At 68.9% G+C, this 16,591-nt stretch carries 17 protein-coding genes; 7 read left to right on the plus strand and 10 right to left on the minus strand.

Annotation, left to right across the window (positions count from 1 at the left end):
- Positions 1 to 65 precede the first annotated feature (65 nt).
- The gene (locus tag AC1DW4_RS14140; protein ID WP_477017898.1) at positions 66 to 626 is read right to left on the minus strand and encodes a carboxymuconolactone decarboxylase family protein; all 561 of its coding nucleotides are present in this window, start codon (positions 624 to 626) and stop codon (positions 66 to 68) included.
- A gap of 126 nt (positions 627 to 752) precedes the next feature.
- On the opposite strand from AC1DW4_RS14140, the gene AC1DW4_RS14145 reads away from it, so the two are divergent.
- Both AC1DW4_RS14145 and AC1DW4_RS14150 read left to right on the plus strand, forming a co-directional pair.
- Complete coding sequence (locus AC1DW4_RS14145; protein ID WP_477017899.1) at positions 753 to 1,643, plus strand: LysR substrate-binding domain-containing protein; 891 nt, start codon at positions 753 to 755, stop codon at positions 1,641 to 1,643.
- Entirely contained in the window at positions 1,643 to 2,368 is a 726-nt protein-coding gene (locus AC1DW4_RS14150; protein ID WP_477017993.1) for a TlyA family RNA methyltransferase, read from the plus strand. Before AC1DW4_RS14145 ends, AC1DW4_RS14150 begins: the two co-directional genes overlap by 1 nt.
- Before the next feature lie 149 nt (positions 2,369 to 2,517).
- Here the strand turns inward: AC1DW4_RS14150 and AC1DW4_RS14155 are convergent, their stop codons facing one another.
- A complete protein-coding gene (locus AC1DW4_RS14155; RefSeq protein WP_477017900.1) occupies positions 2,518 to 3,090 on the minus strand; it encodes a glycine zipper 2TM domain-containing protein in 573 nt (190 codons plus the stop codon).
- A gap of 148 nt (positions 3,091 to 3,238) precedes the next feature.
- Here AC1DW4_RS14155 and AC1DW4_RS14160 point away from each other — a divergent pair, with 148 nt between their 5' ends.
- Both AC1DW4_RS14160 and AC1DW4_RS14165 read left to right on the plus strand, forming a co-directional pair.
- A complete protein-coding gene (locus AC1DW4_RS14160; RefSeq protein ID WP_477017901.1) occupies positions 3,239 to 4,483 on the plus strand; it encodes a class I SAM-dependent RNA methyltransferase in 1,245 nt (414 codons plus the stop codon).
- Positions 4,484 to 4,487: 4 nt separating this feature from the next.
- Positions 4,488 to 4,886 (plus strand): hypothetical protein, encoded by a 399-nt coding sequence (locus AC1DW4_RS14165; protein ID WP_477017902.1) that lies wholly within the window; start codon positions 4,488 to 4,490, stop codon positions 4,884 to 4,886.
- Positions 4,887 to 4,913: 27 nt separating this feature from the next.
- Here AC1DW4_RS14165 and AC1DW4_RS14170 read toward each other — a convergent pair whose 3' ends face one another.
- Together AC1DW4_RS14170 and topA are read right to left on the minus strand one after the other, a co-directional pair.
- Positions 4,914 to 5,990 carry a PA0069 family radical SAM protein gene (locus tag AC1DW4_RS14170; protein ID WP_477017903.1) on the minus strand — a complete coding sequence of 359 codons (1,077 nt, stop codon included), beginning with the start codon at positions 5,988 to 5,990 and terminating at the stop codon, positions 4,914 to 4,916.
- Between the two features lie 234 nt (positions 5,991 to 6,224).
- Positions 6,225 to 8,855, minus strand: a complete 2,631-nt coding sequence (gene topA, locus AC1DW4_RS14175) for a type I DNA topoisomerase (RefSeq protein ID WP_477017904.1) — start codon at positions 8,853 to 8,855, stop codon at positions 6,225 to 6,227.
- Positions 8,856 to 9,003: 148 nt separating this feature from the next.
- Here topA and AC1DW4_RS14180 point away from each other — a divergent pair, with 148 nt between their 5' ends.
- Positions 9,004 to 9,249, plus strand: a complete 246-nt coding sequence (locus AC1DW4_RS14180) for a hypothetical protein (RefSeq protein ID WP_477017905.1) — start codon at positions 9,004 to 9,006, stop codon at positions 9,247 to 9,249.
- On the opposite strand, the gene dprA is transcribed toward AC1DW4_RS14180, so the two are convergent.
- Positions 9,246 to 10,328: a DNA-processing protein DprA gene (dprA, locus tag AC1DW4_RS14185; protein WP_477017906.1), complete on the minus strand. Its 1,083-nt coding sequence runs from the start codon at positions 10,326 to 10,328 to the stop codon at positions 9,246 to 9,248. The two genes, AC1DW4_RS14180 and dprA, sit on opposite strands and share 4 nt — an antisense overlap.
- Positions 10,325 to 10,966, minus strand: a complete 642-nt coding sequence (plsY, locus tag AC1DW4_RS14190) for a glycerol-3-phosphate 1-O-acyltransferase PlsY (RefSeq protein ID WP_477017907.1) — start codon at positions 10,964 to 10,966, stop codon at positions 10,325 to 10,327. Before plsY ends, dprA begins: the two co-directional genes overlap by 4 nt.
- A 131-nt stretch (positions 10,967 to 11,097) precedes the next feature.
- Between plsY and AC1DW4_RS14195 the strand changes: the two genes are divergently transcribed.
- Positions 11,098 to 12,018 carry a glycerophosphodiester phosphodiesterase family protein gene (locus tag AC1DW4_RS14195; RefSeq protein ID WP_477017908.1) on the plus strand — a complete coding sequence of 307 codons (921 nt, stop codon included), beginning with the start codon at positions 11,098 to 11,100 and terminating at the stop codon, positions 12,016 to 12,018.
- Positions 12,019 to 12,279: 261 nt separating this feature from the next.
- On the opposite strand, the gene pyrC is transcribed toward AC1DW4_RS14195, so the two are convergent.
- The 4 genes from pyrC to ruvX are packed head-to-tail and all read right to left on the minus strand — an operon-like array spanning position 12,280 to position 15,957.
- A complete protein-coding gene (gene pyrC, locus AC1DW4_RS14200; RefSeq protein WP_477017909.1) occupies positions 12,280 to 13,566 on the minus strand; it encodes a dihydroorotase in 1,287 nt (428 codons plus the stop codon).
- The gene (locus AC1DW4_RS14205; protein WP_477017910.1) at positions 13,563 to 14,543 is read right to left on the minus strand and encodes an aspartate carbamoyltransferase catalytic subunit; all 981 of its coding nucleotides are present in this window, start codon (positions 14,541 to 14,543) and stop codon (positions 13,563 to 13,565) included. The genes pyrC and AC1DW4_RS14205 overlap by 4 nt, the downstream gene beginning before the upstream one ends.
- Before the next feature lie 23 nt (positions 14,544 to 14,566).
- The gene (locus AC1DW4_RS14210) at positions 14,567 to 15,490 is read right to left on the minus strand and encodes an AEC family transporter (RefSeq protein WP_477017911.1); all 924 of its coding nucleotides are present in this window, start codon (positions 15,488 to 15,490) and stop codon (positions 14,567 to 14,569) included.
- Complete coding sequence (gene ruvX / locus AC1DW4_RS14215; protein WP_477017994.1) at positions 15,490 to 15,957, minus strand: Holliday junction resolvase RuvX; 468 nt, start codon at positions 15,955 to 15,957, stop codon at positions 15,490 to 15,492. The genes AC1DW4_RS14210 and ruvX overlap by 1 nt, the downstream gene beginning before the upstream one ends.
- A 70-nt stretch (positions 15,958 to 16,027) precedes the next feature.
- Here ruvX and AC1DW4_RS14220 point away from each other — a divergent pair, with 70 nt between their 5' ends.
- Complete coding sequence (locus tag AC1DW4_RS14220) at positions 16,028 to 16,573, plus strand: hypothetical protein (RefSeq protein WP_477017912.1); 546 nt, start codon at positions 16,028 to 16,030, stop codon at positions 16,571 to 16,573.
- Positions 16,574 to 16,591 lie beyond the last annotated feature (18 nt).

Here is a 16,591-nt window from a genome sequence, read left to right on the forward strand (position 1 = left end):
CAAGCCTCCAACCCGGCGAAGTCGAACGGTGTTCGTCCGACGTCGCTTGGAAGTTACGAACGGGATCAGGCGGCCTTTTTCGGCGTGAAGGCGTTGGCCTGGAAAGCGGCGTCGACTGGCGTTTCGGCGATGTGGTTGATGTAGTTCGAGATGGTCTTCAGCCCGACGCCCAGGACGACCTCCAGCACATTGGCGGCGGTATAGCCCGCGCCGATCAGGCGGTTGACGTCGGCGTCCGACACCCAGCCCCGCTCGCGCACCACACGGGTGGCGAAGTCACGCAGCGCCTCCAGTTTCGCATCGGCGATGGGGCCGCCTTTCCGCACGGCCTGGATCACGCTTTGGTCGAGATGCTGGCCCTGGGTGACCGTGGTGTGGGCGGCGACGCAGTAGTGACACGCGTTCTCGACGGCGGCGGCGATCAGGACGACCTCGCGTTCCAGCGGAGTCAGGTCAGACTTCTGATAGGCCCCGGCCAGGGACAGATAGCCCTCGATCACGGCCGGGCTTTCGGCGAACTCGCCGACGAGGTTGGGCACGATGCCGAACGCGGCCTTGGCGGCCGCGATATAGGGGCGCGAGGCCTCTGGAGCGGTTTCGACGGTGTGGATCGGGAACTGGGTCATGGCGGTCTCCGGTGAGGGGCGGACGCGGGATGCGTCGTCGGAAATCAAGGTGCGCCGTTGGCCGCCTCTGCAGTAGTCGAGGAGATCGCCTTTGACTTATGCGTCGGGCGCATGAAAACAGGCGGGATGGATCGCCTGTCCGCCCTTCGCCTGTTCGTGCGTGCCGTGGAGACCGGCAGCTTCTCGCGCGCCGGACGCGACGCGGGCCTGTCGCAGCCGGCGACCAGCCGGGCCATCGCGGCGCTGGAGACCGACCTGGGGGCGCGGCTGCTGCTGAGGACCACGCGGCAGCTGTCGGTCACCGAGGCCGGGCAGCGGGTCTATGAGCAGGCACTCAGACTGCTGGACGAGGACGCGGCGCTTGTCGAAGCGGTGGCCGGCGCGGATCGGGAACCGGTGGGACGCCTGCGGGTCTCGACCTCTGTGGCCTTCGCGACCGACGAGGTCGCACCGCACGTCGGCGGCTTTCTGGACGCCTTCCCGAGGGTTCGGCTGGATCTGGCGGCCACGGATGCGCGGGTGGACGCAGTGGCGGAGGGGGTCGATCTGATCCTGCGGCTGGGGCCTTTGTCCGACAGTGGCATGACGGGGCGTCGGCTGGGGGCCTATGCGCGCTGGCTGGTCGCCTCGCCGGAGGTGGCGATGACACTGGATCGGGACGCGCCGTTGAAGGATCAACTGCGGGGGCGATGCGTCGTCTATTCCGGATCGACCCTGGGGGTCCGGTGGCGGCTGGAGGGGCCGGGAGAGGCGGTCACGTTCGAGGCGTCCGGAGCCGTGACGGCCGGGGCGGGTGCCGTGGTGCATGGCCTGGCGGTGTCCGGCGCGGGGGTGGCGCTGCTGCCTTCATTCGCGGTGCGGACCGATCTGGCCAGCGGTCGGCTGGTGCGGGTCGCTCCGGACTGGTCCGGTCCGTCGATCGATCTGTCGGCCCTGTGGACCCACCGCGAGTTGCCGCGCAAGGGACGGGTGTTCCTGGACTATCTGCTGCCGCTTCTGACCCTGGATGACCGATGATGCGACTGGATCAAATACTCGTCACGCGCGGGCTTGTGGATAGCCGGGCGCGGGCCAAGGCGGCCATCCAGGCCGGGGGCGTGGTTGTGGACGGGGTCGTGGTGACGAATGCGGCGCGCGCCTTCGACGACGATGCGGTCGTGACGGTGACGCAGGCGCACGACTGGGTCGGGCGCGGCGCGCTGAAGCTGGATCACGCGCTGACGCTGTGGCCGGTCGAGGTCTCGGAGCGGGTGGTGCTGGATGTCGGAGCCTCGACGGGCGGCTTCACCGAGGTCTGCCTGAAGCGGGGGGCGGCCAAGGTGTTCGCCGTGGACGTCGGCTTTGGCCAGCTGCATGACCGGATCGCGGCGGACCCTCGCGTCGTCAGCCTGGAACGGACGGATGCCCGGTCGCTGGATCGGACCCTGATCCCCGATGCGCCCAGCCTGATCGTCTGCGATGCCAGCTTCATCGGCCTGGCCAAGGTGCTGCTGGTGGCACTAGGGCTGGCCGAGGCGGGTGCCGACCTGATCGCCCTGGTCAAACCCCAGTTCGAGGGGGAGGGCCCCTCGGCCGTCGGCAAGAAGGGGATCGTCAAGGATCCGGAGGCCCACCAGGCGGCGGTCGAAGGCGTCTCGTCTTGGCTCTCCAGTGTCGGATGGCCCGTTCAGGCGACGACTGAAAGCCCGATCACCGGCGGCGACGGGAATGTCGAGTTCCTGGTCTGGGCCAAGAAGGCATGAGCGCGGCCCAAGCAGCGACCGCGTCGCGAGCGGTAGCCGCCCTTCAAACAGGTGAAAGCCGCCGGCGGATTGCTCCACCGGCGGCTCCCGTCACGTCGTCGGTCGACAGGGGGGCTGAAAACTAACCGACGCCGCGATCTTTTTGACCGTTACCGGGGCAGCCAGCCGCGGCGGGGGTCGAAGTAGTAGTAGCCATCCGCGCTGACCTCGTAGCCGTTGTCGTAGCGGCGGTCGTCGTAGCGACGGTCGTCGTAACGCTGGTCGCGGTCGTCGTAGCGGTCGCGGTTGTCGTAATAGGTCGCGGGCGGGGTGTAGGACTGGTTCGAGTAGCCGTACGAATAGCCGGTGGGCTGGCAGTGGCTGTTTGAGGCGCGACCGACCTGGGCACCGACGACGGCGCCGAGCAGGCCGCCTACGATGGAGCCCTCCGTCCGGCGACCGCGTGCCGCGATCTGAGAACCCGCGATGGCACCGATGCCGGCCCCGATCGTGGCACCCGCGCCGGTGCGGCCCTGACCCAGGGTCCGGCAGCGGTCCTGGTACCCGTTGTTGCTGTAACCCTGGTTGTAGCCCTGGTTATAGCCGTAGGGCTGGCTGTAGCCCTGGTTCTGGTAGCCATCGTTATAGCCGTACGACTGAGCGGATGCGGCCGAAGGCACCAGCGCAACCGCGCCGATGACGGCGGCGAGGGCGGCAGCGGAACGCTTCATAGAGACGGACATCGGGAAGATCCCCTGTGCTGGGAGACGCGGGGTGCGGCTCCGATCTGATGCACCGGTTCTAGGGGGTCGAACCTGAACGCGTTTTGAGTGGGTCGTTCATGTTCGTTCAGGTTTCGCGATGCGACCGAGGCCGTCTAGAAGCCCAGCCATGAGCACCACGCTGAAGATCGTTCGGATGGCCGGACAGGGGGACGGCGTGGCCGAGACGGACGCTGGGCCGGTGTTCGTACCGCTGACGCTGCCGGGCGAAACGGTACGGGGCGAGATTCGCGACGGGCGGCTGGACAGCGCCGAGGTGGTCGAGGCCAGTCCCGACCGGGTGGCGCCCGCGTCCCCGCATTACGGCGACTGTGGGGGGTGTTCGCTTCAACACTGGGCCAGCGGGCCGTATCTGGACTGGAAGCGGGATCAGGTCATCGCGGCCCTGGCGCGTGAGCGGATCGAGACGGAGGTCGAGGCGACGGTCGCCGTTCCGGTCGGCACGCGTCGGCGGCTGGCCCTGCATGCGCGGCGGCTGGAGGACGGCCGGGTCGTGCTGGGGTTCAAGGCGCGGAAATCCTGGCGGCTGGTCGAAGTGACCACCTGTCCGGTGGCGGATCCGCGACTGGTCGCGGCGTTTCCGGCGCTGAACCGCGTGGCGGCGGCCCTTCTGGAGCATCCCAAATCAGCCCCGACTCTGCACGTAACCTGGACGCTGGACGGGCTGGACGTCGATGTCACGGGGGTCGAGCGCCGGACTGGCGGGCTGTCGGCCGACCGGAAGACGCAGGCGATTCGGGCCGCGCGCGAGGCGGATGTCGCGCGGCTCAGCCTGGCGGGCGAGACCCTGATGATGGAGCGCCAGCCCCGGATCGTGTTCGGACCCGCGACGGTGCCGCTGCCCGCCGGCGGGTTCCTGCAGGCGGTACCAGAGGCCGAGGCGGCGATGACATCTCGCGCCGTCGCGGCGGTCAGGGGGGCCAGGAAGGTCGCGGACCTGTTCTGCGGCGCAGGAACCTTCACATTCCCGCTGGCCACGGTGGCCAGCGTGGTCGCAGCGGATGGGTCGGCGCCCGGGATCGCGGCGCTGAAGGCCGGGATCGGATCGGCCAGGGGCATGAAGGCCATCACCGCCGAGGCCCGGGATCTGTTTCGAAGGCCGCTGACGCCCTTCGACCTGAAGGGATGCGAGGCGATCGTCTTCGACCCGCCGCGCGCCGGGGCGATCGACCAGACGGCCCAGATCGCCGGGGCCAGGGCCCAGGTGGTGGTCGGCGTGTCGTGCAATCCCCAGACCTTCGCGCGTGACGCCCGGGTGCTGATCGACGCGGGTTTCCGGCTGGAGACCGTGACCCCGGTGGACCAGTTTCTGTGGTCGGCGCACATCGAACTGGTCGCTGTGTTTCGGAGATAGACGGATGGACGAGATCGATGACTATGGCCCGGAGGAGGGCGAGGTTGAGGATGGAGGGGGTTTCGACGTCGACGACTGGTCGCGACTGACGCCCTTCGCCGGGCGGGTGGCGACGCTGGACGACGTGCAGGCGCGGCTGGCGATCTTTGCCCTGGCCGATACCGACGACGCCCGTCCGATCGCGATGGACCTGCCGCAGCCGGTGATCTGGTGGGACGAGGCGGGCGAGCAGGCGGCGGTGGCGGTGCAGGCCGAAAGCCATCTCGGCCCGGACGGCGAGGTCATGGAGGTGCTGGGTGTCGTCCTGCCCGACGGCGAGGGTGCCGTGGTACTGCTGGAGGACGTGGACCTGGTGGACGACACCGATCCAACCTGGCGCGGTCTGGTGGAGACGGCGGTCTAGCCGGGCGCGTCGGGCGGCGCGATCTGGCTACCCGAACAGTTCCAGTTGAGGCCTGGCGTCGGCAGGGACGCGGAAGCGGGAGACGTCGAGGTCGTGCCTCGGCCCGTCGAGACCGTACCGCTTGATCGCAGCCTTGAACCGGGTTGCGATCAGGTCGGCGACCGGGCCGGTGCCCTTCATGCGCTGGGACCAGTCGGGGTCGTAATCCTTGCCGCCCCGGGTCTGGCGGATCAGGGACATGACACGAGCCGCACGATCCGGCCGTGCGTCGGCCAGCCATTCCTGGAACAGTGTCTTGATCTCCAGCGGAAGGCGCAGGGTCACATACATCGCCGTCGTTGCCCCGGCCCTGGCCCCGGCCTCCAGCACCGCCTCCAATTCATGGTCGTTCAGACCGGGAATGACCGGAGCGAACCCAATGCCGACGGGGACCCCGGCGTCCGCCAACCGCTTGACGGCGTCGAGGCGCCGAGCGGGCGTCGCCGCGCGAGGCTCCATGGCGCGGGCGAGCCCCCTGTCCAGGGTCGTGATCGACACGAAGGCGCTGGCCAGACGGTCGCGGCCCATAGGCCCAAGAATGTCCACATCGCGGGTGATCAGATTCGATTTGGTGATGATGGAGAAAGGCTGGTTGAAGCGGCGGCAGACCTCGAGGATCGAGCGGGTCGATTCCAGGTCGCGTTCCACCGGCTGATAGGGATCGGTGTTGCCGCCTATGTGGATGCGTTTGCAGACGTATCGCGGCGCGAGGAGCTCGCGTTCCAGGAGACGCCCTGCCTCGGGCTTGAAGAAGATCCGGCTCTCGAAATCCAGGCCCGGGGATAGGCCCATCCAGGCATGGGATGGACGGGCGTAACAGTAGATGCAGCCATGTTCGCAGCCTTTGTAGGGGTTGATCGAGCGGTCGAAACCGATGTCGGGACTGGTGTTCTTCGCGATGATGGTCCGCGCGTGCTCGGGCGTGAGCGTGGTGCGGATCTGGGCGGGAGCCTCGTCCTCCGGCGTCCAGCCGTCGTCGAAGGCCTCTTGCGTGGTGGCCTCGTATCGACCGGTGGCGTTGGTGCGGGCACCGCGTCCTTTCGTCGGCAGGGGGCGGGAGGGCATGAGCGGAGGATAGGGATGGAACAAGAACAAAACAAGAACTAATGTGGCGAAGCCTTTCCCTCTCACGGCGGGAGAGGGCTTGAGGCTCGCAGAGCGCAGCGATGCGCCAGCCGAAAGGGCGAGGGGTTTTGGTGCGACGTGGGTGAGGGCTGTACCCCTCACCCTTTCGCGCAAGTCTGATCGCTGGCGCTCTCAGGCGCTCAAGCCCTCTCCCCCTGGGAGAGGGTATAGGGATCAGTCTTTCGCTGCGGCTTTTTTGGCAGGCGTTTTTTTGGCCGCCGGCTTCTTCGCGGCTGGTTTCTTCGCGGCCGGCGCCTTTGGGGCCGCCTTCTTGGCCGGAGCTTTCTTGCCCTTGGGGGCCACAAGGGCGCGGGCGGCGAGCAGGGGCACGGCGATGTCCATCGTCATGTCTTCGGGCGCGGTACCCTTGGGCAGGGTGGCGTTGATCTTGCCGGATTTGACATAGGGACCAAAGCGGCCGGCCATGACGTGGACGGGTTCGCCGGTTTCCGGGTGAGCGCCGAGGTCCTTTAGCGGCGCGACGGCGGCCCCGCGCCCGGCGAACTTGCCCGCGCGTTTCTCGGCCAGCAGAACGACGGCGCGGTTCAGGCCGATGTCGAAAACCTCATCGATATCCGCGACATTGGCATAGGTCCCGGCGTGCAGGATGAAGGGACCGTAGCGGCCCAAACCGGCGGTAATCGGCTTGCCGTCTTCCGGGTGATCGCCGACTGGGCGGGGCAGGGCCAGCAGGCGGACGGCCTGTTCCAGCGTCAGGGTCGCCGGTGACCAGCCCTTGGGCAGGGAGGAGCGTTTGGGCTTCTCTTCGCCCGGAACGGCGGTTTCGACGTAGGGGCCGAAGCGGCCGATCTTGAGCGCGACGGGCAGGCCGGTCGCCGGATCGACTCCCAGGTCGCGATCGCCGCCGGCCTCGTCGCCCGCGTTCTCGCCCGCGCCGAAGCCCCGGGTGTAGCGGCATTCGGGATAGTTGGAGCAGCCGATGAAGGAGGACTTCATCTTGAAGCTGGCCTTCAGGTGCAGGTGGCCGGTCTTGCACAGCGGGCACAGGCGGGGGTCCGAGCCGTCGCCCTTGTCCGGGAACAGGAAGGGCCCGATGGCGGTGTCGAGTTCGTCGATCACACCCTGACGTTCCAGCACGGCGGCGGTGGCGGGCTTCAGCTTGGACCAGAACTCGCGCAGGAGGGCCTTCCAGTCCATCTGACCGGCAGAAACCTCGTCCAGTTCGTTCTCGAGCGCGGCGGTGAAGTCGTATTCGACCCAGCGGCCGAAGAACTGCTCCAGGAAGGCGGTGACCAGACGGCCGTTGTCCTCGGGGATGAAGCGGTTCTTGTCCATGCGGACATAGCCGCGGTCGCGCAGCGTCGTCAGGATCGAGGCGTAGGTGGACGGCCGGCCGATGCCGAGCTCCTCCAGCTTCTTGACCAGGGTGGCCTCGGAATAGCGGGGCGGCGGCTCGGTGAAATGCTGGTCGATGCGGATCGCCTCGACCCTGGCTCTGGCACCTTCCTTGAGGGCCGGCAGGCGGGCCGTATCATCGTCCTCCTCGGATTCGGTGCCCTTCTGCTTTTCGTCGCGGCCTTCCTCATAGACGGCCAGAAAGCCGTCGAAGGTGACGACCTGGCCGGTCGCGCGCAGGCCGGTCAGGCCGTCCGGCGTCTCGACCTCGACCGTGGTGCGGTCCAGGCGCGCGGCCTCCATCTGGGAGGCGACCATCCGCTTCCAGATCAGTTCGTAGAGGCGCTGAAGATCGGATTCCAGGCGCAGGGAGTCAGGGCGGCGGGCGATGTTGGTCGGCCGGATCGCCTCGTGCGCCTCCTGGGCGTTCTTGGCCTTGGTCTTGTAGTGGCGGGCCTCGGCGGGGACGAAGGCGGAGCCGAAGGTCTCGCCGATGACCTCGCGCGCCTGGGCTATACCCTCCGGCGTGGTCTGGACGCCGTCGGTCCGCATATAGGTGATCAGGCCGCCGGTCTCGTCCACGCCCTCGTAGAGTTTCTGGGCCGCGCGCATGGTGCGCTGGGCGTCGAAGCCGAGCTTGCGGGACGCCTCTTGCTGCAGGGTGGAGGTCGTGAAGGGCGGCGAGGGGAAGCGGCGGACCGGCTTCTTCTCGATCGACTTGATGGTGAAGTCGCCGGACTGGATGGCGTCGCGCGCGGCGTGGGCGGTGGCCTCGTCCTTGATGTCGAGGCGCTGGATCCGCTTGCCGGCGTGCTTGACCAGACGGGTGGTGAAGGGCGGGCTGTCGGCGGCCAGATCGGCCTCGATGGACCAGTATTCCTGGGGCCGGAAGCGTTCGATCTCCAGTTCGCGATCGACGACGATGCGCAGGGCGACCGACTGCACCCGACCGGCCGAACGTGCGCCGGGCAGCTTTCGCCACAGGACGGGCGACAAAGTGAAGCCGACAAGATAGTCGAGCGCGCGGCGGGCCAGATAGGCCTCGACCAGCTCCATGTCGATCTGGCGCGGATTGGCCATGGCCTCCAGCACCGCCGACTTGGTGATGGCGTTGAAGGTGACGCGCTCGACCGGCGTGTTCTTGATGGCCTTCTTCTTGTTCAGCACCTCCAGCACGTGCCAGCTGATGGCCTCGCCCTCTCGGTCGGGGTCGGTGGCCAGGATGACGCGGTCGGCGCGTTTGGCGGCGGCGGCGATTTCGGACATCCGGGTCGAGGCACGGGCGTCGACCTCCCACTCCATGGCGAAATCCTCGTCCGGCTTGACCGAGCCGTCCTTGGACGGAAGGTCGCGGATGTGGCCGTAGGAGGCGAGAACCTCGAAGCCGGAGCCGAGGTATTTGTTGATGGTCTTGGCCTTGGCGGGGCTCTCGACGATGACGAGATTCATTGCGGCTCAGTCTGGGAGGAGGGGCGCAGAACGTGGTTGGGCGCGGGGCGTAAGTCAATCAGGCTGATCCTGATGTCCATTTTCCCGTTAAGGTTGACGTATGACTTGGGGTTGTATCCTATGGTCGAGGAACAGCTGGGAGCACGACATGGGACTGCAGGCAAGGACCACGGCCGATCCGGGGGCCGTAAGCCATGAACGCGCAGCGGACGCGGTGCCAGGCGAGTTTCCCGTGCGCGAATACATCGGAGCCATGGCTATGGAGCTGGCGCAGATGGCGCGCTGGGACGGCGACGAGGCTTTGGGGCGACTGCTCGACAGCGCGGCGAGCCTGGCCGCCGAACCCTTGGCCCGTAAGCCCGTCGAACGGCCCCAGCCGCCGCGTCCCGCCTAGGTCGATGCCGAACCCCCTGGCAAAAGCGTCGCCCGGCCCGCCAGGCTGAGTTCCAGCAAGGCGGCCGCCACGGTGCCGATGGGCGCATTCAGGGCGCGGGCGATCTCGTCGCGCGGCGTAGGCGTGGGCGACAACAGAGCCGCGACCCGATCGAGGAAGGCGGGATCCACGTCGTCCGCATGATCGCTGAAAGGATTGTCGGCGGCTGGCTCGCGAAGGGTCCGCAGGGTCTCGAAGGCGCGACGGACGTCGTCGATGCCCTCGCACAGGATGGCCCCCTGACGCAGCAGCTCATTCGGCCCTTTCGAGCGCGGGTCCAACGGAGAGCCGGGCACGGCGAAGACGTCACGCCCCTGTTCGCCCGCCAGACGGGCGGTGATGAGGGAGCCGGAGCGCAGTTCCGCCTCCACCACGATCACGCCCCGCGACAACCCGGAAATGATGCGATTGCGCCGGGGGAAGTCGCGGGCCTGGGCGCGTGCGCCCATCGGGCTTTCGGAGACGACGCAGCCCTGTTCGACGATCTGCGCGTAGAGGGCGGCGTTCTCGGCTGGGTAGATGTCGTCGACGCCGCCGCCCAGAACGGCCACGGTGCCTGTGGCCAGCGAGCCGGCGTGGGCGGCCGTGTCGATACCCCGCGCGAGGCCGGAGACCACGACGAATCCCGCCTCGCCCAACTGCTGGGCCATGCCACGCGAGATGCGCTGACCCCCGGCAGAGGCGATGCGCGCGCCCACGATGGCGACTGACTCCCGAGCGAGCAGGGCGACGTCGCCGCGGGTCCACAGCAGCGGTGGCGGAGGGTCGAGCGCCGTCAGCATGGCGGGAAAGTCGGTGTCGCCGAGCACCAGCAGGGTCGCCCCGACGCGGTCTCCGGCGGCGAGTTCGGCTTCGACGCGGCCCTGATCCGGCAGGGTATAGCCGTGGCCGCCGCCCTTGCGGACGAGGTCGGGCAGGGCGTCCAGCGCGCGGACGGCGGTGCCGAAGCGGTCCAGAAGCTGGCGGAAGGAGACTGGGCCGACCCGGTCGGCGCGGGCCAGACGCAGGCGGGCAATGCGTTCGACCTCCGGCAGGATCACGCCTTTTTGGCGGCCCCGATCCGCGGCTCGGCGCCCTTGAGCAGGCGGGCGATGTTCTCGTGGTGGCGGACGTAGATCAGGATGGCGGTCGCGATGGCCAGGACGAAGATCGGCTGGGGCGCGGGCAGGTCGAGGGCGGGCAGGGGCAGCAGGGCATAAAGCGGCGCGGCGGCGGCGGCGACGAGAGCGGCCAGCGAGGAATAACGCAGCACGAAGGCCACGATCAGCCAAGTCGCCCCGGCCATGAGCCCCAGCGGCCAGCAGGCGGCGATCATCAGGCCGAAGAAAGTGGCAACCCCCTTGCCGCCCTTGAAGCCCAGCCAGACGGGGAACAGGTGGCCCAGGAAGGCCGCGCCACCGGCTATGGCTCCGGCGGCCTCGGACTGCAGGAAATGGCGGGCCAGCAGCAGGGCGACGGCCCCCTTTCCGGCATCCAGCAGCAGGGTGGCGAGCGCCAGGTCCTTGCGGCCGGTGCGAAGCACATTGGTCGCGCCGATGTTGCCCGAACCGATGTTGCGCACGTCGCCCGCCCCGGCGGCGCGGGTGATCAGGACGCCGAAGGGGATGGAGCCCAGCAGATAACCGCCCACGGCAACGAGGCCGAGCGTGAACAGCGCTGGGCCGACCAGATCCTGCAACCGATTCGCTCCCGCTTTGCGTGCGCGGCCACAATGCGTCGGGGGCGGGTCTGGAGCAAGGGCGCGAAGGGGTTACAGACGTCACGATCGGCGGCTAAGAGCACCGGCTGTTCGTTCGTTTCGGTATGCCCATGACCCGCCTTTCGCTTGCAACCCTGCTGATGGCCTGCGCAGCGACGGCATGCGCCGGCGCGTCCCCTGTCGCGGTCGAACAGGCCCCTGTGCTGGCGGCCTATTTCGATTGCGTGCGCGAGGGCGGGGGCATCGCGATCTCGGCGCATCGCGGCCAGTCGGGCGAGGATCAGCCCGAGAACTCGATCCAGGCTTTCGAGACGACCGGTCGGGCCATCCCTGGCGCGATCCTCGAGATGGATGCGGCCCTGACTAGTGACGGCGTGCTGGTCATGATGCACGACGACAGCCTGGATCGGACGACGACGGGCCACGGTCTGGTCGCGAACAATACGCTGGCCCAGGTCAAGGCCGCGCGGCTGCGGGCGCCCAACGGCACCCTGACCGACGCCGCGCCGCCGACTCTGGAGGAGGCACTGGCGGCCGCCGGGCGGGTCGGGGCGATCGCCTCGATCGACCTGAAGCCGTCCAGCGAGGCGGCGACGGTGGCCCTGGCTCAGAAGGTTGTGGATCAGGTGCGGCGCTCGGGGGCGGCGGGTCGCGTGATCCTGATCACCTATACGCCCGAGAGCGCGCGGTCCGTGGCGGCGCTGGCCCCTGAGATGATGATCTCGGCCGGGATGGACGATGTGAGCGGGCTGGAGGGGCTGAACGCCGCCCAGATTCTGGCCTGGACCGGGGCGGGGGAGCCGAAACCCGCGCTGTGGCGGGCGGTGGGCGCGCGGGGCGTGGAGGCACAGTTCGGGACACTGGGCGCGCCGGGGCGGCGGCTGGACGACGTCTACGCGGCGGATGGGGACGTGTCCGAATATCGCGCCCTGTTCGATCAGAGTGTCACGGTGATCGCGACGGACGAACCGCTGGCGGTCAAGGGTGTGCTGGGCGCGGAATTGGCGGCGGCGGGGCGGTGTCGGCGGTAGAGCCTACCCTCTCCCAGAGGGAGAGGGCTTGAGCGCATGGCGGCGAAGCCGTCATCTTCGCGCGAAAGGGTGAGGGATTAAGATGTTGCGGCCCGAGACACTGACAGGCTTTGCGAGGGACCTGCGGCGAAGGCAGGCCGTGATGGCGCACTTGGGCGATGTGCTGGATGCGACCTGCCAGCATGCCCGACTGGCGAGACCTTAACCCCTCACCCTTTCGCCTTGCCCATCGCTGCGCTCTGGGGGGCTCAAGCCCTCTCCCTATGGGAGAGGGGATTGATGGACCGTACGGCCGCCGACGACCGTCAGCTCGACGCGACCTTGAAGTCGACGACCATCGAAGGGGGAGTTTTTCGACTTTGACCGTAGCGTCGCCGCGTCGATGACCACCGGCGCGCCGGGGTCGAACAGGATCAGGTCGGCGGGGGCATCGGGCGCGATCACGCCGGCCTCGAGGCCCAGCAGGGTCGCGGGGCCGTGGGTCAGGGGGCGCAGGACGTCGAGGAGGTCGAGGCCCTCTTCGTGATGCAGACCCAGGGCGGCGGGCAGGAGGGTCTCCAGGCCGACGGCGCCGGGCGCGGCCTCGGCGAACGGGCGGCGCTTGTCCTCGGCGGGGGCGGGGGTGTGGGCGGAGGTGATGGCCTCGATCAGGCCGTCACGGATTGCCTCGATCAGGGCGCGCCGGTCGCTTTCGGGGCGGAGCGGCGGGTCCAGCCGGAAGAATGTCCGGTAGTCGCCGATGTCGATCTCGTTGAAGCACAGGTGGTTGATGGAGACGCTGGCGGCGACCTCAAGCCCCCGGGCGCGGGCGCGGGCCAGGACCTCCAGCGCGGCCTCGGTCGAAATCTGGTCGACCAGGAAGCGCGCGCCCGTCTGTTCGACCAGGGCCAGGTCGCGTTCCAGCTGGATGCGTTCGGCGATCGCGGGGGCGGACGATAGGCCCAGGCGCGTGGCCAGCTCGCCCGAGGTGGCCACGGCCCCCTCCGACAGCCAGGGATCGGCCGGGCGGCAGGCGATCAGGGCATTGAAGGCCGAGGCATAGGCCATGATCCGAGACAGGACGCGGGTGTCGGCGATGACGTGGTCGCCATCGGTGAAGTAGAGCGCGCCCGCCTCGTGCATCAGGCCGATCTCGGCCATGCGCTTGCCGTCTCGGCCTTTCGTGGCGGCCCCGGCGACACGGACGTTGACCAGGTTCAGGGCCGCGCCCCGGCGCTGGATGAAATCGACCATGGCCGGGTCGTCGACGGCGGGGTCGGTGTCGGGCTGAATGACGATGGTGGTGACGCCACCCGCCGCGGCCGAGAGGCTGGCGGACTTCAGCGTCTCCTTGGGCTCTGCCCCCGGCTCGCCGGTGCGGACGCGGATGTCGATAAGGCCGGGGGACAGGCACAGGCCCCCGGCGTCGATGACCCGGGTCGCGGAGGGCGTCGCGGCACCGTGCTCGACGCGGGTGATGACGCCGTCCTCGATCAGCACCGCGCCGGGACCGTCGTAGTCGGTGGCGGGATCGAGCAGGCGGGCGTTGACGATGGCGAGGCTGATCATGCCCCGTCCTCCAGCCGTGCCGACAGACTGGCCAGCACCGCCATGCGGGCGGCGACGCCCATCTCGACCTGATCCTGGATCAGGGAGACGCTGAGGTCGTCGGCCACATCGGAATCGATCTCGACGCCCCGGTTCATCGGGCCGGGGTGCATGACCTTGGCGCCCGGATTCGCCCAGGCCAGTTTCTCGCGGTCCAGGCCCCAGAAGCGGAAATACTCGCGGGTCGAGGGGACCAGCGCCCCGTCCATCCGTTCCAGCTGGAGGCGCAGCATCATGACGACGTCGCAGCCCTTCAGGCCTTCGCGCATATCGTGGAAGACCTCGCAGCCCCAGCGGTCGGCGTCGCCGGGAACCAGCGTCGGCGGGCCGATCAGGCGGACGCGGGCCCCCATCATGGACAGCAGGGCGACGTTGGAGCGGGCGACGCGGCTGTGGGCGATGTCGCCGCAGATGGCGACGGTCAGGCCGCCGACGTCCCCGAAGGCACGCCGCAGGCTGAGGAGGTCCAGCAGGGCCTGGGTCGGATGTTCGTGACGGCCGTCGCCGGCGTTGACGACCGCGCAGCCGACCTTCTGGCTGAGCAGGGCCGCCGCGCCCGAGGCGGAGTGGCGCACGACCAGGATGTCGGGGCGCATGGCGTTCAGCGTCACGGCCGTGTCGATCAGGGTCTCGCCCTTCTTCACCGAACTGGCCCCGACGGGCATGGTGACGACGTCGGCACCCAGGCGCTTGGCCGCGATCTCGAACGAGGAACTGGTGCGGGTCGAGTTCTCGAAGAACAGGTTCAGCACGGTGCGGCCGCGCAGCAGATCCAGGCCCTTGGTGGATTCGCGGTTCAGATCGACGAAGGCATCGGCCAGATCGAGCAAGGCCAGCGTGAACGGCGGGTTCAGGTCCGCAGCGGCCAGGAAATGCGGTTTCGGGAACGGGACCCGCCGGTCGGCGATCAGGTCGGCGGCTGCGGCATGCTGGGTCATCAAAGCCCGGCTATAGACGGCTCTTACGCCAGATGGAACAGGGCGAGCGCCAAGGGGATGCCGAGCGCGCTGCCCACGGTGGTCAGTGCGACGATCCCGGCCATCAGGGGCGCGTCCCCGCCCATCTGGCGTGCCAGCAGATAGGCCGCCGCAGCCCCCGGGGCCGCGCCGCACAGAAGGGCGGTCGCCTGAGCCAGCTCGTCCCCGCCATACAGGACGCACAGGCCCCACATCAGAGGCGGCATGACGCCCAGCTTGACCAGGGTGACGCCCGCGACCGTCCACTTACGCCGTGCGACCTCCGCGAAGCTGAGGCCCGCGCCCGCGACGATCAGGCCCAGTGGCAGGGCCGCCCCGCCCAGCAGCTTCAGCGTGTCGGAAATGCCGGGAATGGGCGGGACGTGCAGGAAGTTCAGCGCCAGCCCCGTCAGGCAGGCGACCAGGATCGGATTGGCCAGCATCGCCTTCGTCAGGGCTCGGGGCGAGACGCCGCGCTGATCGGCCCCCCAGCGGGCCAGGACGGCGACGCAGGCGATGTTGGTCACCGGAATGATGCAGGCGATCATGACGGCGGCCAGGGCCAGGCCTTCGGCCCCGTAGACCGACTGGATGACGGGCAGGAAGACGAAGCTGTTCCAGCGGATGGTGCCCTGGAACACGCTGGTGAAGGCCGGGCCGTCGATCTTCAGCAGCGGCTTGGCCAGCAGCGTCAGCGCCCCGACGATGATGACGGCCGTGACCGCCGATCCCCCCGCGGCGCCCGCGCTGCCGCCCGCCAGGTCGGCGTCCCAGATCGCGGGGATCAGAAAGCCCGGATAGAGCAGGTTGATCGACAGCTTCTCGATCGGCCGCCAGGTCGCGTCCGGCAGAAAGTCGGATTTGCGCAGGCCATATCCGATGGCGATCAGGATGAAGACCGGGACGACGCCGGCGAACAAGGCCAGCATCAGACGTTCCGCACCCGGTCCAGCGCGCCCTGCAGGATCCAGGCGGCGGCGGTTCGGTCCACCACCCCTGCGCGGCGCTTGCGCGACAGGTCCAGCTCTCCGATCAGGAAACGCTCGACGGCCGAGGTGGAAAGGCGTTCGTCCCAGAAGGCGACGTTGACCGGGCGAAACCGCTCCAGATTGCGGGCAAAGGCTCGGCAGGACTGGGCGCGCGGCCCCTCGGTGCCGTCCATGTTGACGGGCAGGCCGATGATCAGGGCCGAGACCTTCCTGTGATCCATCAGCTTGAACAGGGCCTGGGCCTCGGCGGTGAACTTGGACTTGCGGATCAGCTCCAGCGGACTGGCGATCATGCGCGAGGTGTCGGAGGTGGCCACGCCGATCGTCGTCTCGCCCAGGTCCAGTCCCATCCAGGCCGTGTCGGGCGGGCAGGCGGCGGGCAGGGCGATCAGGTCGAAGACGGGCACGGCGCGGCCGTAGGCGTTGCCATGCGCCCTGTCAAAGGCGAGGGTGGCGTACATGCCATGGAGGTCCGCAATGTCGCGCCATCTGCTTCTCGCCCTGGGTCTGGCCGGTGCGCTAGCGGCCTCGGCCTGCGACGCGCAGCCCGACGCCGCGCCAGCGGCTTCGGCCGCCGAAGCGCCCGACACGACAGCCGGCACGCCCACTGTGCCGCAGGCCGTGCCGCTGACTGCGTCTGGTGCGCCCCAGGCCCGGTCGGCCGAGGCCTTGGATGACAGTCTGCAGTCCGCCGCCAGCGTGGTGCGCGTCGATTGGGTGGCCGATCAGAGCGCCAAGCTGTTCGGCACGGCCGGTGGCGATCCGGCGATGAATGGGCTGTACACCTACATCGGTTTCTTCGGGTCGCCTGCAGATGGCTGGGTAGTCTTCAAGCTGGGCGACGTGCTGGAATACACCGTCCTATCGTCCTCGGCGGGTCGGGTCGATCTGGACCTGCACGAGAGCACCTATGACGAGGCATCGGGCCAGATCGGCAGCCGTCACCGGAAGGTGATCGTGGCCTGGACGGTCCCGGCCGAAGGCGGGAGCCCTGCGGCGATTACTGTGACGCCCGCGTCCTGACCGGCTGGACGCTTGTGC

The organism is Brevundimonas sp. P2_A6 (genome assembly GCF_056404975.1).

Bases quoted from the DNA above. Each gene is read 5' to 3' on its own strand.
- pyrC (WP_477017909.1), bottom strand. From the start codon at position 13,566: ATGATCAGCCTCGCCATCGTCAACGCCCGCCTGCTCGATCCCGCCACC.
- AC1DW4_RS14140 (WP_477017898.1), bottom strand. From the start codon at position 626: ATGACCCAGTTCCCGATCCACACCGTCGAAACCGCTCCAGAGGCCTCG.
- topA (WP_477017904.1), bottom strand. From the start codon at position 8,855: ATGAATCTCGTCATCGTCGAGAGCCCCGCCAAGGCCAAGACCATCAAC.
- AC1DW4_RS14145 (WP_477017899.1), top strand. From the start codon at position 753: ATGGATCGCCTGTCCGCCCTTCGCCTGTTCGTGCGTGCCGTGGAGACC.
- AC1DW4_RS14180 (WP_477017905.1), top strand. From the start codon at position 9,004: ATGGGACTGCAGGCAAGGACCACGGCCGATCCGGGGGCCGTAAGCCAT.
- AC1DW4_RS14150 (WP_477017993.1), top strand. From the start codon at position 1,643: ATGCGACTGGATCAAATACTCGTCACGCGCGGGCTTGTGGATAGCCGG.
- AC1DW4_RS14165 (WP_477017902.1), top strand. From the start codon at position 4,488: ATGGACGAGATCGATGACTATGGCCCGGAGGAGGGCGAGGTTGAGGAT.
- AC1DW4_RS14170 (WP_477017903.1), bottom strand. From the start codon at position 5,990: ATGCCCTCCCGCCCCCTGCCGACGAAAGGACGCGGTGCCCGCACCAAC.
- AC1DW4_RS14195 (WP_477017908.1), top strand. From the start codon at position 11,098: ATGACCCGCCTTTCGCTTGCAACCCTGCTGATGGCCTGCGCAGCGACG.
- AC1DW4_RS14155 (WP_477017900.1), bottom strand. From the start codon at position 3,090: ATGTCCGTCTCTATGAAGCGTTCCGCTGCCGCCCTCGCCGCCGTCATC.
- AC1DW4_RS14160 (WP_477017901.1), top strand. From the start codon at position 3,239: ATGAGCACCACGCTGAAGATCGTTCGGATGGCCGGACAGGGGGACGGC.
- AC1DW4_RS14210 (WP_477017911.1), bottom strand. From the start codon at position 15,490: ATGCTGGCCTTGTTCGCCGGCGTCGTCCCGGTCTTCATCCTGATCGCC.
- AC1DW4_RS14220 (WP_477017912.1), top strand. From the start codon at position 16,028: ATGTCGCGCCATCTGCTTCTCGCCCTGGGTCTGGCCGGTGCGCTAGCG.
- AC1DW4_RS14205 (WP_477017910.1), bottom strand. From the start codon at position 14,543: ATGACCCAGCATGCCGCAGCCGCCGACCTGATCGCCGACCGGCGGGTC.